12 protein-coding genes are annotated in these 18275 nt (G+C 59.0%); 4 read left to right on the top strand and 8 right to left on the bottom strand.

Translation table 11 applies throughout. The annotated features are described in order from the left end of the window. The first annotated feature begins 137 nt into the window (after nt 1-137). The gene (locus tag H8B20_RS11995) at nt 138-1553 is read left to right on the top strand and encodes an acetyl-CoA carboxylase biotin carboxylase subunit (protein ID WP_210623234.1); all 1416 of its coding nucleotides are present in this window, start codon (nt 138-140) and stop codon (nt 1551-1553) included. 98 nt (nt 1554-1651) lie between these two features. Further along, nucleotides 1652-3460, top strand: coding sequence for a sodium-extruding oxaloacetate decarboxylase subunit alpha (oadA, locus tag H8B20_RS11990; protein WP_210623233.1), 1809 nt, complete (start codon nt 1652-1654; stop codon nt 3458-3460). A 162-nt stretch (nt 3461-3622) separates the two neighbouring features. Here oadA and H8B20_RS11985 read toward each other — a convergent pair whose 3' ends face one another. From H8B20_RS11985 to H8B20_RS11975, 3 genes are all read right to left on the bottom strand, one after another. Further along, complete coding sequence (locus H8B20_RS11985) at nt 3623-6043, bottom strand: autotransporter outer membrane beta-barrel domain-containing protein (RefSeq protein WP_210623232.1); 2421 nt, start codon at nt 6041-6043, stop codon at nt 3623-3625. A gap of 252 nt (nt 6044-6295) precedes the next feature. Beyond that, nucleotides 6296-7132 (bottom strand): amino acid ABC transporter permease, encoded by an 837-nt coding sequence (locus H8B20_RS11980; RefSeq protein ID WP_210623231.1) that lies wholly within the window; start codon nt 7130-7132, stop codon nt 6296-6298. Continuing rightward, nucleotides 7129-7950 carry an ABC transporter substrate-binding protein gene (locus H8B20_RS11975; protein ID WP_210623230.1) on the bottom strand — a complete coding sequence of 274 codons (822 nt, stop codon included), beginning with the start codon at nt 7948-7950 and terminating at the stop codon, nt 7129-7131. The genes H8B20_RS11980 and H8B20_RS11975 overlap by 4 nt, the downstream gene beginning before the upstream one ends. 113 nt (nt 7951-8063) lie before the next feature. On the opposite strand from H8B20_RS11975, the gene H8B20_RS11970 reads away from it, so the two are divergent. Then, nucleotides 8064-8963 carry a homocysteine S-methyltransferase family protein gene (locus H8B20_RS11970; protein WP_210623229.1) on the top strand — a complete coding sequence of 300 codons (900 nt, stop codon included), beginning with the start codon at nt 8064-8066 and terminating at the stop codon, nt 8961-8963. A 93-nt stretch (nt 8964-9056) separates the two neighbouring features. Here the strand turns inward: H8B20_RS11970 and H8B20_RS11965 are convergent, their stop codons facing one another. From H8B20_RS11965 to H8B20_RS11955, 3 genes are read right to left on the bottom strand one after another with little or no spacing between them, the layout of a single operon-like run. After that, complete coding sequence (locus H8B20_RS11965) at nt 9057-9728, bottom strand: GNAT family N-acetyltransferase (RefSeq protein WP_210623228.1); 672 nt, start codon at nt 9726-9728, stop codon at nt 9057-9059. Between the two features lie 12 nt (nt 9729-9740). Continuing rightward, a complete protein-coding gene (locus H8B20_RS11960; RefSeq protein WP_210623227.1) occupies nt 9741-10187 on the bottom strand; it encodes a GNAT family N-acetyltransferase in 447 nt (148 codons plus the stop codon). A gap of 10 nt (nt 10188-10197) precedes the next feature. Next, nucleotides 10198-10821, bottom strand: a complete 624-nt coding sequence (locus tag H8B20_RS11955; RefSeq protein ID WP_210623226.1) for an FMN-binding negative transcriptional regulator — start codon at nt 10819-10821, stop codon at nt 10198-10200. Nucleotides 10822-10912: 91 nt separating this feature from the next. Between H8B20_RS11955 and pdxR the strand changes: the two genes are divergently transcribed. Next, nucleotides 10913-12466, top strand: coding sequence for a MocR-like pyridoxine biosynthesis transcription factor PdxR (gene pdxR / locus H8B20_RS11950; protein ID WP_210623225.1), 1554 nt, complete (start codon nt 10913-10915; stop codon nt 12464-12466). Here the strand turns inward: pdxR and H8B20_RS11945 are convergent. Together H8B20_RS11945 and H8B20_RS11940 are read right to left on the bottom strand one after the other, a co-directional pair. Continuing rightward, entirely contained in the window at nt 12423-17036 is a 4614-nt protein-coding gene (locus H8B20_RS11945; protein WP_210623224.1) for a dermonecrotic toxin domain-containing protein, read from the bottom strand. The genes pdxR and H8B20_RS11945 overlap by 44 nt on opposite strands. Nucleotides 17037-17183: 147 nt before the next feature. Next, a complete protein-coding gene (locus H8B20_RS11940) occupies nt 17184-18215 on the bottom strand; it encodes a histone deacetylase family protein (RefSeq protein ID WP_210623223.1) in 1032 nt (343 codons plus the stop codon). Nucleotides 18216-18275: the final 60 nt, after the last annotated feature.

The following is an 18275-nucleotide window of genomic DNA, read 5'->3' as shown; positions in this document are numbered from 1 at the left end:
GCCTAACCCAATAATTATTCATTTTTGTTAATCCCTTGCGAGCGCTAGTGTGGAGAAGCGACCAAATTGAAACATTTGGTCACGCGTCGACCTGGGTCTAGCAGGTCGTGGTGCCACCGGCTCAAGGGAACCTCCAAGTGATAAAAAAGATCCTGATCGCCAACCGTGGTGAGATTGCCGTACGAATCGTGCGAGCCTGCGCCGAGATGGGCATTCGCTCGGTTGCGATTTTTTCCGACGCCGACCGGCATGCGCTGCATGTGAAGCGTGCGGACGAGGCCTACAGCATTGGTGCCGAACCACTGGCCGGTTACCTCAACCCGCGCAAGCTGGTGAACCTCGCGGTGGAAACTGGTTGCGATGCACTGCATCCCGGTTACGGTTTCCTGTCGGAAAACGCCGAACTGGCAGACATCTGCGCCGAGCGTGGAATCAAATTCATTGGCCCGTCGGCAGAAGTGATTCGCCGCATGGGCGACAAGACCGAAGCGCGCCGCAGCATGATCAAGGCTGGCGTGCCGGTTACGCCAGGCACCGAGGGCAACGTGGCGGACATCGCCGAAGCCCTGACCGAAGGTGACCGCATCGGCTATCCGGTGATGCTCAAGGCCACCTCCGGTGGTGGCGGTCGCGGTATCCGACGCTGCAACAGTCGCGAAGAACTTGAACAGAATTTCCCCCGCGTTATCTCCGAGGCCACCAAGGCCTTCGGTTCGGCGGAAGTGTTCCTGGAAAAATGCATCGTCAATCCCAAACACATCGAAGCGCAGATTCTCGGCGACAGCTTCGGCAACGTCGTGCATCTGTTCGAGCGTGACTGCTCGATCCAGCGTCGCAACCAGAAACTGATTGAAATCGCCCCGAGCCCGCAACTGACCCCGGAACAGCGCGCCTACATCGGCGACCTGTCGGTGCGTGCAGCCAAAGCCGTGGGCTACGAGAATGCCGGTACTGTGGAGTTCCTGCTCGCCGAGGGCGAGGTGTACTTCATGGAGATGAACACCCGGGTGCAGGTCGAACACACCATCACCGAAGAAATCACCGGGATCGACATCGTCCGCGAGCAGATCCGGATTGCTTCCGGCCTGCCGCTGTCGGTCAAGCAGGAAGACATCCAGCACCGTGGTTTCGCGTTGCAGTTCCGCATCAACGCTGAAGACCCGAAAAACAACTTCTTGCCGAGCTTCGGCAAGATCACCCGTTACTACGCCCCCGGCGGGCCGGGTGTGCGCACCGACACGGCGATCTACACCGGTTACACCATCCCGCCGTTCTACGACTCGATGTGCCTGAAACTGGTGGTCTGGGCGCTGACTTGGGAAGAGGCCATGGATCGTGGCCTGCGCGCCCTCGACGACATGCGCCTGCAAGGCGTGAAGACCACCGCAGCGTATTACCAGGAAATCCTGCGCAACCCGGAATTCCGTAGCGGCCAGTTCAATACCAGCTTCGTTGAAAGCCACCCTGAACTGACCAACTACTCGATCAAGCGCAAACCCGAAGAGCTGGCCTTGGCCATCGCCGCCGCCATCGCCGCCCACGCAGGCCTATGAATGCAGCTGCGAGCTGTCAGCTACAAGCCTCAAGTGAAAGCGACTCGGCTTTTTCTTGCAGCTCGTAGCTTGAAGCTTGCCGCTATGAGGAGATACCAATGACTAAGAAGATCTTCGTTACCGACACCATCCTGCGCGACGCTCACCAATCGCTGCTCGCCACCCGCATGCGCACCGAAGACATGCTGCCGATCTGCGACAAGCTCGACAAAGTCGGCTACTGGTCGCTGGAATGCTGGGGCGGCGCGACCTTCGACGCCTGCGTACGTTTCCTCAAGGAAGATCCGTGGGAGCGTCTGCGCCAACTGCGCGCCGCGCTGCCTAACACGCGCCTGCAAATGCTCCTGCGTGGCCAGAACCTGTTGGGCTATCGCCATTACAGCGATGACGTGGTCAAAGCGTTTGTCGCCAAGGCAGCAGTTAATGGCATCGACGTGTTCCGCATCTTCGACGCGATGAACGACGTGCGTAACCTGCGCGTGGCCATCGAAGCGGTGAAAGCTGCCGGTAAGCACGCCCAGGGCACCATCGCTTACACCACCAGCCCGGTGCACACGATTGACGCTTTCGTGGCGCAAGCCAAACAAATGGAAGCCATGGGTTGCGACTCGGTAGCGATCAAGGACATGGCCGGTCTGCTGACGCCCTACGCGACCGGTGAACTGGTCCGGGCATTGAAAGCCGAGCAGTCGCTTCCAGTGTTCATTCACTCGCATGACACCGCCGGTCTGGCGACGATGTGCCAACTCAAGGCAATCGAAAACGGCGCTGACCATATCGATACCGCGATCTCCAGCTTCGCCTCGGGCACCAGCCATCCAGGCACCGAGTCGATGGTGGCTGCGCTCAAGGGCAGCGAATTCGATACCGGCCTGAACCTAGAACTGCTGCAAGAGATCGGCCTGTACTTCTACGCCGTGCGCAAGAAGTACCACCAGTTCGAAAGCGAATTCACCGCTGTCGACACTCGTGTGCAGGTGAATCAGGTGCCGGGCGGGATGATTTCCAACCTGGCCAACCAGTTGAAAGAGCAGGGCGCGTTGAACCGCATGGCTGAAGTGCTGGCGGAAATCCCGCGCGTGCGTGAAGACCTCGGCTTCCCGCCGCTGGTCACCCCGACTTCGCAGATCGTCGGCACCCAGGCGTTCTTCAACGTGCTGGCCGGCGAGCGCTACAAAACCATCACCAACGAAGTGAAGCTCTACCTGCAGGGCGGCTACGGCAAAGCGCCGGGCGTGGTAAGCGAAAAACTGCGTCGTCAGGCCATCGGCAGCGAAGAAGTCATCGACGTGCGTCCGGCCGATCTGCTCAAACCGGAAATGACCAAGCTGCGTGCCGATATCGGTGCACTGGCCAAGTCGGAAGAAGACGTGCTGACCTTCGCCATGTTCCCGGACATCGGTCGCAAGTTCCTCGAAGAGCGTGCCGCCGGCACTCTCGTGCCGGAGGTGCTGCTTCCTATTCCAGAGGCTGGCGCCGTGACGTCGGCGAGTGGCGAAGGTGTGCCGACCGAGTTCGTCATTGACGTCCACGGCGAGACTTACCGCGTCGATATCACGGGTGTCGGTGTGAAGGCTGAAGGCAAGCGTCACTTCTACCTGTCCATCGACGGCATGCCGGAAGAAGTGGTGTTCGAACCGCTTAACGAATTCGTCGGCGGGGGCAGCAGCAAGCGCAAGCAAGCGTCGGCTCCAGGCCACGTCAGCACCACCATGCCCGGCAACATCGTCGATGTGCTGGTCAAGGAAGGCGACACCGTCAAGGCGGGCCAGGCTGTGCTGATCACCGAAGCCATGAAGATGGAAACCGAAGTTCAGGCCGCCATCGCCGGCAAGGTTACGGCGATTCATGTGGCCAAGGGCGACCGCGTGAACCCGGGCGAAATCCTGATCGAGATCGAAGGCTGAGATAACCGCCGCGATCAAACGCTTTAAACCTCGGGGGGGCATGTGCTCCCCTTTTTTTGTCCTTTTTTTCACCTGTAGGAGCTGCCGCAGGCTGCAATCTTGTGATCTTTTAAAACGAAGATCAAAAGATCGCAGCCTGCGGCAGCTCCTACAGGAAGCGATTTAGAACGCCATTCGCCACTGACCCATCACGCCGTGATTGCGGCTTTCGCTGCCGAACTCTCCAGTGACAGCGACGCCCAGCGTGTGGTTGGTCGACAGTCCGAGGTCCAGACCCGCATCGACGCCCAGGCTGTTGCGATCCAGTTCTGCACCGTTCACGGTGAAGCGTTTGCCGCCCTTGGCCAGTTGCTGGCGGGTGTCGCTGTCGAGTTCACCAAAGGTGTGTTTCCACCCGGCGCTCAATCGCGGCGTCAGGCTCATGCCGTTGTCCAGTGTGTGGATTTTTGCCGTGCGCAGGCCGAAGGTACTGCTGAGATTGTCGCGGGTTTGCCCAAAGACTTTCAGCGCCGCATCACCACCTTTTTCACTGTGGCTGTCACGTTGATAACGTTGGTAGCCGAGGCTGGCGAACGGTTCGAGTGTCACGTCGTTGCGGCCGAAGTTGAAGCCCAGTTCGGCGAAGGCTTGCTGGGTGTTGGCATCGTAATTGCCTTTGAGGCGATCGCTGAATCCGTTGAACGCCACCCGACGTTTGCTGCTGCCATCATGGCTGGCGTAAGTGGCACCCAGGCGCAGCGCCAGTGGTCCATCCTGACGCACGGCGTAGGCGCCAACGTGCCAGCTGTCTAGGTCGCCATCGTATTGGCGGGCATCGAGTCTGGTTTGGGATTTGCCGCCCAGCAAACCGATATGCCATTGCTCATTGAGTCGCCAGTCAGCGCCCATGACCAGGCCTTGGGTGGCGTGTTTCAGGGTGCTGTCGTACTCGCGATCAACCTTGCCGCCATGGCCCAATGCCTGAACCCAGACTCGCCCGGAATCAGCACCGCCGGCAGCTTCGCGGGGTGAATTGCCCGAGCCGTAAGCTGCGCCCGTGCGATGGTCGAGTTGGCGCATGGCCGACAGCATGCTCGCGCTCACGGGGGTAACGCTGCTTAACGTGGCTTTGGCGAGGTTGGCGTTGCTGCCGGCGGCGAGTTGTTCCAGGGCGACAGAGGCTGTTTGCTTGTCGCTCGCCAGTAACGCGGCGACGGCCGCACTTGCGGGTCTTTGAGCCGGAGGGGGTGGCGTATCAGCAGCTTCGCTCGCAGGTGCAATAGCGATGTCGTCCTGTACAGGTGAGGAAACTGGCGCTGGTGCCGCCACTGCGATCAAACCCGGACCCGAATCGGCAACCGGCGCAGGAACTGAAGTCGGAGCTGAAGTTGAAGTTGAAGGTGAAGGTGAAGGTGAAGGTGAAGGTGAAGTTGAAGTTGAAGTTGAAGTTGAAGTTGAAGTTGAAGTTGAAATTGTAATTGAATCTGGAGCTGAAGTTGAGGTTGTAATCGAATCTGGAGTTGAAGTTGTAATCGAATCTGGAGCTGATGTTGATGTTGGTGGTGTCAGCGGTGCTGGCGCAGGTACAGTGGGTTGCAACGGCGCTTGTGGCTCGACGATGCTCTGCGCGATGGAAACGGCATTGTCCGTAGTGGCAGCGCTCGATAGCGGATTCTCATTGCGGCTGTAAGTCAGGCCGACGGATTTTTTGTTGTATAGCGGTTTAGCTGTGATGAAAGCGAGGTCGTTCAAGATCGGGCCGAATTCACCTTCGACTTTCGCGGCCTCGATGATTTTGTGCGAGCCGGTTGGCGGATACTCCCCTGGAGCGGCCACGACTCTAAGGGTGGCGCCGTCTAACGTGGCATTGCCGTCGACTTTGATCGTTGGACCACGACCTTCAGGCGTGACCTCGTAGGCCAGTTCCGCTGTCGGCGATAGGCTCAAGTCGCCCTTGACCCTTGGGCTGCCCAGCAATCCGTTAACCGTGAGCACACCGTTAACGTGCAAGTTTCCTACTGTGCCCTTACCTGCGAAGCTGCCGTTCTTATCGACATACACATCCCCTTTGATGCTCCCTTTGTTGAAGAGCTTGCCGGCGGTAATCGCGCCACCTTCAATGGTGCCCAGGTTGGTCAGGGCTCCATCATGTTGTACCAATACCCCTTCCTTGAAATCTCCCTTGCTACTCAACGTCCAGTCTCCCTTGACGAGAAACAGTCCATTGAAATTACGGGTGTCTTTAAGCGTGCCTCCTTCAGAGACATCCACTAGCAAGAAGTTATCTCCTGCGCCGCCATCGATCCGGCCGGAGAAGCTGGCGCCGTCTTTCAGAAGGATGAGGTCGTTGGCATCGGTACCCTGAAAAGTACTGTTGGCTGCAACGAAAGGGTGGGAAACAGTAGCTTTATCGGTGAAAACAGCCTGAAGCCTTCCGAGAGCGTCTTCATAGTGACTGGCTTGCGACAGTTGCGCCACGTTCATGATTACAGATGACTCAGCGGCTTCAGGCAGTTGCTGAGCGCTCGCGAGCTTTATGCAGCCAAGCGCCAGTGCAATAGCCAAAGACAGACGTTGTGGTTTGTACCGGTGTTGAGTGGGCATCAAGTAGGGCCTTTTTAAACAGAAGACCCAACTCTATTGATGCACCAAAGAATCCGATGTCGGCTGCTTCCCGAAGCGTTGCAGGCGACGTCGCATCATTTTGTGGAAAATTTCCACCAGATCCGCAGCCGGTGGTTTTACCCGAGTCCAGCGCTTCCTTTTCCTACAATCAAGCGGGACGTCACCGACTGTTCTGCGGTGCAAAACTTATCCGTCACTGCCCAATCAACCCGTGACGCGTTACGGATCACCTTAAGTACGGCGAACGTATGCTCTGCCGTAATGCCGCTCCATCCGCGCCTGAATCAGCTCCAGCCCAATCGACATCAACCAGTAGATGATGGCCGCCGTGGTCAGCATTTCGATGTAGCGATAGCTTGAACGTCCATACGACTGCGCGAGAAACATCACTTCCCAGACGCCCATCACCGAGATCAACGACGAATCTTTCAGCATCGAAATGAATTGATTGGTCGTGGGCGGGATGATGGTGCGCATGGCCTGAGGCAGCGTAATGCGCCAAAGAATGACTGAGTCGCGCATGCCCAGCGCCAGCGATGCTTCTCGCTGGCCATACGGGACGCCAAGAATCCCGGCGCGGAAGATCTCGCTGAGGTACGCGCCATAGTTGAGTGACAGGGCGATGATCCCGGCGACGATGGCGCCCGGCACGATGCCCAGTTGCGGCAAACCGAGATAGATCAGCAGGATCTGGATCAGCAGCGGCGTGCCGCGAAAGAACGAGGCGTAGAAACTGGCGATGCCGAAGGCCACCGCACTTTTCGAAAGTCGCGCCAGTGCAGTCACGAAACCCAGCAGCACCGAAGCAACGATTGAGCACACGCATAGAAACAGCGTCAGTGCTGCCCCCTGCAAGAAACCATTAGGTGCCAGTTTCAGACCGACCAGGTTAGGCAGTTTGTCGAGGATGATCGAAAACTTCAGGTCGAAGCTCAGAAAGAACCCCGCGAACAGGCAGAACATCACCGCCCAGGTCAGGTACAGCCTTGTCCGGAAACCGAACAGCCGGCGCAGGCGTGATTCAGCCACCGGTTGCGGTGGCTTGGGAGGTACCGGGAAAGAAGTCATTGGCTGATGTCGGCACCGATCCATTTTTGCGAAAGCTTGCTCAGGGTGCCGTCCTGTTTGAGTTGGGCAAAGACCTCGCGCACCTTGGCGTCCCACTGTGCATCACCCTTCTCGATGGCGACCGAGTTCGGCTCCGAGTACAGCGGCTCGCCAGCGAGCTTGAAGCGTTTGTCTTCATTCAAGCGTGGCTGCGCAGTGACGAGGTTGGTGAGGATCGCATCCAGGCGCACGCCCGCACCGAGGCCAAGATCCTGGAACGCGACGTTGTCGGTATCGTACGGCGCGATCTGTACATCTTCGAATGGATACTGGAGCTGTGTGTCCTCAGCGCCCTCGATGACCAGATTCTTGTTCAGATAACTTTCATAGCTGGATGCGCTGGTAAGGCCGACCTTCTTGCCGCTCAGATCCTTGGCGCTGTGGATGCGATCATCCTTGGCGGTGACCACGATCACTGCCGGTGAGGCGTAGTACTCGACCGGGAAATCGAACACTTCGGAGCGGGCCTTGCTCGGCGTCATCGAGCAGATGCAGATGTCGTAGCGCCCACTCCAGCGGCCGGCAGCGATGACGTCCCAGGACGGTGTTTCGAGACGCAGCTTGACCCCCAGTTTCTCCGCCACGGCTTTGGCGACATCGACGTCGAAGCCGTCGAGCTGGTTCTGATCGTTGAGAAATGAGAAGGGCGGATAGCTTTCCATCAACACGCCGACCAGCTCTTTCTTTTGCTCGACGCGATCCAGTGTGGTGCCACCGAAGGTTTGGGTCGAGGCGGCCAGAATCGTCAGGCCGAGGGCCAGTAGTGGTTGGAATTTCACAGGCGATCCCTGAATAAAAAAGAGGTTGTTATTAACCGAATGGTGCGTATTAAATAGTTATAAGAACGACTCTGATAGTGAGTTATTTTCATAAGCATATGAGTGAAAAGCATATGGGCGCAGCGAGCACGGTTATTCTTGATGGCGGCATGGGCCGTGAGTTGCAACGAGCCGGGGCGCCATTTCGGCAGCCAGAATGGTCGGCACTGGCGCTGAGCGAAGCACCGCAAGCGGTCGAGGCTGTACACGCTGCCTATATCGCCAGTGGTGCCGACGTGATCACTAGCAACAGCTATGCAGTGGTGCCGTTTCATATCGGCGAAACGCGTTTCGCCGCTGAAGGTCAGGCTTTGGCAGCGTTGGCCGGCCAACTGGCGCGGCGTGCGGTGCAGGCATCGGGTAAAAACGTGCGGGTAGCCGGCTCCTTGCCTCCGTTGTTCGGGTCTTATCGTCCTGATCTGTTCGACGCGTCTCGAGTAACGGAATTGCTGAATCCGTTGGTCAACGGACTGGCACCGCACGTTGACCTGTGGCTGGCGGAAACACAGAGTTCGATTATCGAGGCGCGGGCCATCCACGCCGGACTCCCGCAGGACGGCAAGCCGTTCTGGCTGTCGTTTACCTTGAAGGATGAAGACACTGACGACGTACCGCGTTTGCGTTCTGGCGAGCCGGTCGCCGAGGCGGCTGCGGTGGCAGCGGAGTTGGGCGTTGAAACGTTGCTATTCAATTGCAGCCAGCCGGAAGTGATTGGCGCGGCGATTGATGCGGCGCGCGCTACCTTCGAGCGTCTGGGGGTGAAGATTCACATCGGCGCCTATGCCAATGCGTTTCCGCCGCAGCCTAAGGAGGCAACGGCCAATGACGGACTGGATCCGCTGCGCGACGATCTCGATCCGCCAGGTTACTTGCATTGGGCGAGAGATTGGCAGCAGCGCGGCGCCAGCCATTTGGGTGGTTGCTGCGGTATCGGGCCAGAACACATTGCGGTGCTGGCGCAGAAACTGGTTTAAGTAAGCAGATCAAAAGATCGCAGCCTGCGGCAGCGCCTACATTTTGTCCCGTGTAGGAGTTGCCGAAGGCTGCGATCTTTTGCTTTTGCGGTTTTAACCACGGCACTCGACCAACCCTTTCACCTGACCGTCAGGCGTCTGGTTTTCATCGGACAGCCACTGCTCAAACCCCGCCGCAATCGCCGGCCATTCCGAATCCACAATCGAGTACCACGCGGTGTCGCGGTTCTGGCCCTTGACCACCATGTGCTGGCGGAAAACGCCTTCGAAGCTGAAGCCCAGGCGTTCAGCGGCGTATTTGGAGCGGGCGTTACCGTTGTTGCACTTCCATTCCAGGCGACGGTAGCCCAGGTCAAAGGAGTGTTTGGCCAACAGGTAAACCGCCTCGGTGCTTTTTGGCGAGCGCTGCATTGGCGCGCCGAAAGTCACGTGGCCGATTTCGATACGGCCGTGGGCCGGGACAATCGACATCAGGCTGAGCATGCCTTGCACCTGGCCGCTGACGCGGTCGATGATGCTGAAAAAATACGGATCGCTGCTGGCCGCGTGATTGTTCAGCCAGTCATTGAACACGTGACGCTCGGGAAACGGGCCGTAGGGCAGGAAGTCCCAGAGTTTCGGGTCGGCGCCGGGGCCTTCGAGGGCGTTGAACAGGTCGTCACCGTGCCGCGCCGGGTCGAGCCTTTCCAGGCGGATGAAGCGGCCTTCGAGCAGCGTGGTCGTGGGGGCGGGCACGCCTTTCCAATCGGCAGGTGAGGTGATCATGAGCGCGTCTCCTTAAAGGGCTTTGCGAAACTGGATGAAGCCTGGGCGCTCGGCGATGCGCTCGTAGAGCTGGATCGCCGTAGCGTTGGATTCGTGGGTCAGCCAATGGACTTTGCAGCAGCCGTCGGCTTTGGCCGTTGCATAGACGTGCTCGATCAACTGGCGACCGACGCCGGTGCCGCGGGTTTCAGGCGCCACCAGCAAGTCTTGCAGGTAACAGGAGTTTTCGATGCTCCAGTTCGAGCGATGGTAGATGTAATGCACCATGCCCAGCGCTTTACCGTCAGCCCAGGCGAGGGCGGCGTGCGTCGGTTCGCTCGGGTCGAGGAAGCGCTGCCAGGTACTGGTCGTCACCGCCTCCGGCAGTTCGGTGTTGTAGAAGCGCAGGTACGCTTGCCACAGCGCCAGCCAGGCGGCGTGGTCGTCGGCGCTGACCTGACGGATCTCGATCTGACTCATGGTGAGTTCCTTAACGCATCAATTGGGCGAGGGTTTGATCGTTGAATTCGGAGCTGGCGGCCAGCCCTTTGCGCACGCCGGCGATATCTTCGGCGCTGCGGTTCTGACTAAGCTTGCGCTTGCCTTCCAGGCGGTCGATGGGAATGGCAAAACCGACGATGGCTTTGAGCATGCTGTCGATGTAATCGGCGGGCGCGTCGGCGACCGACCAAGGCTGTGCACGGCCGGCCTCATGGCGGTCGGTGAGGGTGCTGACGATGTCGAGCAGCCGCCCGCCGTCGCTGAAGGTCTCGGCGTGGCCGTAGGCGTGTACGGCGATGTAGTTCCAGGTCGGCACGACTTTGCCGTGCTCGGCCTTGCTCGGATAAAACCCCGGGCTGACGTAGGCATCCGGTCCGGCAAAAATCAGCATCGCTTCGGCGCCGTCGCGCAGGTCCTTCCACTGCGGATTGGCCCTCGCCAGATGCCCGTAGAGCGTGCCGTATTCACCTTGCTCGCAATGCAGCAGCACCGGCACATGGCTGGCTTGCAGACCGTTTTCGCCGTGGGTGACCAGGATGGCGAGGCGAGTGGCGAGGACCAGTTCGTGGAGTTGGGACAGCTCATTGATGGCAAAGGCGCGCGGCGTGTACATAAGAGATTTTCCTTGGCGAATACATACATCCTAGGCAGGCTATTGGTCTGATGTAAGAGCCATTGATGGCCAATTTCATAGGTCCATTACCATGCCTGATTTGTCCACGTTGTCCATGCCGTTCAACCCGGCGGGCATCGAGCTTGATCGCCGTCAGGGCTTGAGCCGTCAGCTCTATCAGGCGTTGCGACTGCGTGTGCTCGACGGGCGGCTAGCCAGTGGCACGCGCCTGCCAGCCAGCCGTGATCTGGCCGCCGCGCTGGCGATTTCCCGCAACAGTGTGGTTCGGGCCTACGATCAACTCTATGCCGAAGGCTTCATTGAAGGGCGGGTGGGCGATGGCACTTATGTAGCCCAACTGCCCCGTGACCCGCTCAAGGCGAAAAAACTATCCACAAAAGTATCCACAGGGTTTTCAACAGGCTTACCCACAGCCTTATCCACAAATTCCGCGAATTCTACTGTGCTTTCATCCAGTAAAGTTATCCACAGCGGGGTTTTACAGCGGTTGGAAAACAACCATTTGCCCCATCCCCCCAGTGGCCCGCCGCGCGCATTTCGGGTTGGTGTACCGGCATTCGATCTGTTTCCGTTTGACGTATGGGCCAAGCTCAACGGGGCTTTCTGGCGCAAACCGGACCTTCAGCAGCTGTGTTACGGCGACCCGGCCGGCGATGCGCGTCTGCGCAGCCTGATTGCGGCCTATCTGCGCAGTTCGCGAGGGATGCAGTGCTCTGCTGAGCAAATTGTGATCACCAGTGGCGCACAGCAGGCCATTAGTCTTTGTGCACAGCTGCTAGTGGAGCCGGGCGATGGCGTTGCGATCGAAAATCCGGGCTACCGTGCGGCCGGTCATGCATTCGCCTTGGCGGGAGGCATTCTGCGTGGGATTGGCGTGGACGAAGAGGGCATGGATTGCTCGGCACTGTCGGGTGCCAGTGATTGTCGCGTGGCTTACGTGACGCCCTCGCATCAATACCCGACAGGCGTGGTGATGAGTCTGGCGCGGCGTCTTGAACTGCTCGCCTGGGCCGAACGCACGCAAGGCTGGATCGTTGAGGATGACTACGACGGCGAGTACCGTTACACCGGCGCGCCATTGGCTCCTTTGGCGGCACTCGATCAACAGGGCCGCGTGCTGTATGTCGGCACGTTCGGCAAGGTCGCATTCCCGGCGTTGCGCCTCGGTTATCTGGTGCTGCCACCGGCACTGGTGCCAGCGTTTTCGCAACGCCGGGCGGTGGATGTCCGGCATTCCGAGGTGAGCACGCAAGCGGTGATGGCCGAGTTCATGGCGGCCGGGCATTTCCAGCGGCATATCCGCCGGATGCGCCGCGCCGCGCTGAACCGACGCAATACGTTGCTCGATGGTTGGCCAACGGCAATCCTCGGCGTCGGTGACCTGCCGGCGGTGTCGGCCGGGCTGCACCTGACCGTGAAGGTGGAGAGCATCGACCGTGAGCAGCAACTGATCGAGCAAGCTGCGCGCGTGGATGTCGAAATCAGCGGCTTGAGCCATTACTGGCTGCCGGACTCTACGACTCCCCAGGACCAGCGCGCCGGACTGGTCCTGGGGTTCGCCGCCGTGCCGGAGGCCGCGATCAAAGCTGCGTTGGCCCGGTTGCAGCAGGCTTGGCGGGCGTGAAAAACAAGGTCTCGGCTAGTTGGGTGGAAATCTCGCTGCGGTGAATATCGATGACTTGCTGATTGTTCAAACCACGCAATTCATAGGTCCCCCCTAGATGCCGCTGCGCGTTGGTTTTCAGGTGTCCGGCGAGGAATGGCGTTAACGGCGCGCTGACACTGCTGTAGTGAAAGTGCGCGTAACACACCACCTTGCTGGTTTTGATATCGCGTACTTCGTACTCGTCCAGAAAGTCATTCGGACGACTTTTGAGTTCGCGTCGCGTAAGGATTTTGGCGATGGACACTTCACCGTGATTTTTCAGCCACTCGACGCCGGCTCCTGTCGGCATCTGCTGTTTGATCATTCTGGCCCGGGTACTGGTGCCTTTTTCATCAAGCGCCTTTGCTGCCTTCTCCAGCGCGTGACCTAGTTCTTGCGTCGGGTTGTCGAGATCCGCCGTGGCATTGCGCGCCGTCAATGCCTCATCGATGTCTGCGTTGGCTTTGCGCAGAAGCGCTGCATGTCGGTGGTATTCCTCCTCGACCTCCACCGGGAGCCGCGGACCCCGCTTGATCCGAGCGTCGGTAACCCGGTGAAACTCCGCAAGGCCATCGAGCAGTGCCTGGCCGGCGCGGATACTTTTATTGAGATTTGGCCTGGGCGGCGGCTTGGGGAGTTGCGTCGTCGGCGTAGCCGTAATGTGTTCCACCCAAACGCCGGGTGACTCTTCCTGAAAGGTGGCGATGACCCCTGCCATGTTCGAGCGCAATTCGACCAGATCGTCTGGCCCGCCCTCAGTCGCAGCTTTCGGTACACCGACGAGAGTGCCTCTGCTACGGGTCTTGATGATTTTCCGGGTGTTCATGCCTGCAGGCCTGGACGGACCGGCTTGAGGTTCGACCAGACGTCGGTCACGCAGCAAGCCTGCCAGCTGCGTGACCGCTATGTCGCTGAACTCCTTGACCCTTTCACGTACCCGCGCAAGCCGTGGAAGGTTGAGCTGGTCCGCAAACTCGGCGGCGATATCGCCAAAACCCTGATCCACCGCGGCAAATTGCCGTGTCAGGTGATTCAGGGTGTCGATCCGCTCACCGAGGTTGTGCAGACTTTCATCGGTACTCAGATTCAGCGAGCTCTGAACGTTCAGTGCTGCGCTTTCGATGAGTTGTTCCATTGTCGCCTGCACCTGTCCCCTGACCGCTGTTGTGCCCGGCTTGACGCAAATCTCCTGGCCAAGACAGATTTGCAGCAGCTTGAAATCATTCAGATCGTAGTCCGGCAGAGTTTTCCGATATTTGATCAGTATCTCCACAGCGCCTTCGCCGAGGCGTTCAAGTTCTGCGAACCGGGCATGGGAAGCGTCGATTTTTTCCATGATCCCCTGAGTCTGATCGCTCATTTCTTCGCAGGTCTGAATGAACCGCTGCGACGAAGATTGCCTACGGTCCTCAATCGCCATCGTTGTAGCGCGGATATTGGCCTGAAAATCTGAGCCGTTCTCCATGAGCCATTCCTGGCCGAGGAACAGTTGCATCTCCAGCCGCTCGGTTATCACCGCGCGGAAATTGGGGACCTCCTGCAGCGAATTCAACAGTTTGATTTGATTGATATTTTCCCTGTATTCCTGGAGCTGTGAATCCAGCAGATCGAGGTATTTTTTGCGTGCTGTCTTGGCCGTTTCCGGCAGGGCGGCGTCCATGGCGGTGCGGGCTTCTGTGAGCTCAGTCAGTTTGGACGGCATCGTCAAGTCGAAAGCGGTGATAGCACTTCGGTGCTGAGATATGCGCTGCATGTTCTGACGCTGGACCTGTCTGCGCCGACTGCTCAGGCTGCCGCCGCTCAGGCGCAATCGCAGATCGACGACCCATTGGCCGGCCGCGCTGCGTACCAGAAATGGCCCGGTACCGGGAGGCTGTCGGCTCGAGTCGATGATCTGCACGTGTTCATCTTCATTGATCTGCACCTGGAACCAGCGCTTGTCGACCGGCGCGTACCATTTCCCGCCATGTTGGTAGAGGTGCTGATACGGGCCCTCACTCGCCGCAGTCCCAAGCGTTTCGGGTTTGCTGACGTTGAGACGGTCCAGCAGTGCGGCGAGGCTGTGGTTCGATTGCTCTAGAACGGCGATGGTGTTGATCGACGTTCCATGATTGGCGACCAGTTCACTGCCCGCGATGTCCGGCGCGCGTACAGGGTTGATGAGCTCTGGTACGGGTTGAGGTGTCGGCGACTCCCACGCATCAACTGCACTGATGGCCTTGTGGGCGGGATTGTGACCGACCGCTGCGCGATGGGCGAGGACCATGCCCAGTGCGAGGAGAATATCGGCAAGTGCCGACCAGGCGACTTTGCCGGATTGCTGATTGGCAGCGTCGCTGACCTCCTGCAAGTCGTCCATGATCTGCCAGATCCAGGCCGCTATCGAGACACCGCGCCCCAGAAAGGGCAGCGCCGCGTTAAAGAGTACCCAGCCACCGCGTTTGAGCGTGGCCCAGCGTGCTTCCGCGTTGGATACCGATTGGCGATCAGCTTGAGTGATGACCGCTTGCACATTGGTCTTGTGCAGCGTTGCCAGAACATCGCTTTCGATGACGTCGGTGCCCAGCGTGACGGGCCTGGACATATCAATGAGGTTCAGCGGGTGAACCACTATCTCTGGAATGACCCACACCGAGGGAAACCTTGCCGCAAACACATACTGGCTGAAGTTGAATCGCACGCTATCGGGTAACCACGCCAATACCGATTCGCGCAGATCCTGAGAATGCTTGATTGCGTACAGCAAATTGGTAGGACCGGGGTATTGAATCAGCGCCTTCGCGAACAGCGGTCGATAAAGCAGGCAGGGCCCTTTGTCTGGCTCTCGCGAGCCGATGACGAACATGTTGTCCACGGTGTCCGCGCGGGAGGTGCTGCGGTGGGTCACGAATGCCAGAGGGCGGATGACGATGTCCTGCCCGTCGACCTGACGATCTGCAGCGACGCTGCTCAGTGCCGCGATCACGTATCGGTAACCCAGCTCAGTGATGCCTGCTTCGCCACGGATCTTGTGTTGCAGGGCCAGCAACGGCAATTCAAGGGGTAACTGTTGGCTATAGAGATCCTGCAAAGCAGCCGCCTGAGTGGCGTCATCGACCAGTTTTTTCTTCAGGTAAGCGGGGTAAGTGCTGCCGATGTCGACGGTCTTTACCAACTCTTCGACAAAGGTCACGGTCATCCATTGCGGTAATGCGCTGCCGTCTTTGTAGGCCACCCTTTTATTGCCCAGGGGCAGCCCCGCCAGGTTTTGCAGCGCGAGTTCGAGAAGCGTCAGCGTTTTGGTCTGAAATTCGCCCGGCACTATGAACGTGCCCCAGATCACCAGGCTGACGATGGTCATCTCGATGTCGTCGAGCTTTATATCGGTCGCTGTCGGGTGGTCTTTTAGAATCTGTGCAGTCAGTGCCTCGCGTGTGAATGTCTGCAGATCCTTCACTTCGCTCTGAAACGATTTGCCCTGGTTCGCATGCTGCACCACGGTCAGATCCAGCAAGTGTCGGCCGTAGAGGGTCTGATCGGCAGGCGAGGCAGCTTCCAGCCACCCCGGCAGCATTGGCCTCAGTCGCTCGATGTGCGGTTTCAGGCGCGGTATCGGTTGTTGATGGTTGCCAGCGGTTCCGGCGTGAGGATAGAGCCTGTTGAGAATCGGACCTTCGAAGAAATTGATCTGGCCCAGCGCATCGGCTTCAAGCGCAATGACAGTGCAGGCCTGGTGGTTGAAGAAGTCGCCCTCAGGCTCGACAAGTCGCCAGCTCAGACCTTTGGCGCTGGCCCCTTCGCGAAACCGGTGTGGCAGGGCATTGCCGATTTCGTCCACCGAAGCGAAGCGCCGAAAGCCTTGCACCACCGAGTGAGTGAGCACCAGCGTGCGCTGCCCGAGCGTACCGATCAGCACGGCAGTATTGAGCAGCGTCGCGTGTTTGCGGGCATCCCCTTCACCGTGATCCAGGTCAATCAGACAGGCGCGGGTCTTGTACTTGTCGTTGGCTCTTTTTTGTTTGTCCGGGTTGTTGAAAACGGCGAGGGCCATGGCTTGCTCATCGGCATCCCAGCCAAGGCTTGCGTCGACATTCCACAGTCTGCGCAAGCCATCGGACAGTTGGTACCAGCGCGGGTGATTCGCAGCGGTGTTTTCGCTCCAGTAATCGATGTGTTGCTCTTTGTAGGCAACGAACAGTAGTGGCGCCAGCTCGTTGATCAGCCGGGCGATGGCACTGATTTTCACCGGTAGCTGGATTGCCGGGCTGACAGTGGGCTGTAAGGTCAGGAAGTGTTCGTCGTCGAGGTACGTCACCGTGGTGCCGGACAGGCCAAGCCGCACCAGCGCGTCGGTAAGGGATTCGAACTTATCGGCGCCCGGGGTTGCATGCTCGTCAGTGATGACCCATGTCGGCGTCGCGACCATGGCCCGTTGCGGGTCGATCTCCAGGTTCGGATACAGCGTTTTGAGGGCCTGGCGCAGTGTTGTCGTGGCGACTTCCCGCAACGAGGGGCCGGTCACCAGTTGGGTCAACACATCAACCGCGCTGGGTATGGATATTTCGGGCATGGGGCAATTCCTGCTCTGACTGTTGGGCACACGGGGGAAGTGGCCGAGCAGGGCAAGGTAAAGTTCGCGTCGCGACGGTGTGCGGTACATAGATCTTGCGGGCAAAAAAAAGACCCGCACGAGCGGGTCCAGGTGTTTAGCCGTTGCTCAGTGAGCGCTTTCAAAGCCCTCAAGCACGTTCACTGCGTTGATGCCGATTTCTTCCACCGCGTAGCCACCTTCCATCACGAACAGCGTTGGTTTGCCGAGCGCGGCAATACGCTTGCCCATCGCCAGGTAATCCGGGCTGTCGAGCTTGAATTGCGAGATCGGATCGTCTTTGAACGTATCGACACCCAGCGACACGACGATGATCTCGGCGCCATAACGGTCGATCTCGTTGCAGGCCTGGTCCAGCGCCGCACTCCAGGTGTCCCAGCCGGAACCGGCGGGCAGTGGATAGTTGAAATTGAAGCCTTCGCCGGCGCCTTCACCGAACTCGTCTTCGTAGCCGAGGAAGAACGGAAACTCCGCTTCCGGATGGCCATGGATCGAGGTGAACAACACGTCGCTGCGTTCGTAGAAAATCGATTGGGTGCCGTTGCCGTGGTGGTAGTCGACGTCGAGGATCGCGACCTTCTTGTGGCCTTGATCAAGAAACGCCTGCGCCGCAATGGCCGCGTTGTTGAGGTAGCAATAACCGCCCATCAAATCGCCGGCAGCGTGATGTCCGGGTGGGCGACACAACGCGAAGGCACTGTGTGCGCCGTGCTGGATCGCCGCTTGCGCGGTCAGTGCAACTTGCGCCGCGCTGTACGCGGCTTGCCAGGTGCCGGCAGTGATCGGTGCGCCGCCGTCGAAGCTGTAGTAACCGAGTTGGCCGTGCAGGCTGGTCGGTTTGATGGCGCGCAAGGTGCGCGCCGGCCAAGTGTAGGGCAGCAAGTCGCCGTCGGTGTTGAATTCAGTCCAGCGCGCCCACGCGCCTTTGAAGAACTCGAGATAGTCGCGGCTGTGAATGCGGGCGATCGGTTCGAGTCCGAAGTCCTTCGGTGCCTCGACCGGACCCAGATGCTGGTGCTGCACGCGTTGCAGCACATGGTCGGCACGCGAAGGCATCTCGAAGCAAGGCTTGAGCTGGCCATCGATCAATTCGCAACGGCCATGGTGCAGGTGGTGATCATCCGAGTAGATCGTCAGCATTTGTTGTTCTCCGCAGGGGCTGATTCGGTTTGCGTCCAGTGTTGCGGCGCACAGCGATTC

Source organism: Pseudomonas sp. P42 (assembly GCF_017973755.1).
Taxonomy (GTDB): Bacteria; Pseudomonadota; Gammaproteobacteria; order Pseudomonadales; family Pseudomonadaceae; genus Aquipseudomonas; species Aquipseudomonas iridis.
Note: the sequence above shows the minus strand (reverse complement) of the source record. Positions and strands in the feature narration are given on the sequence as shown.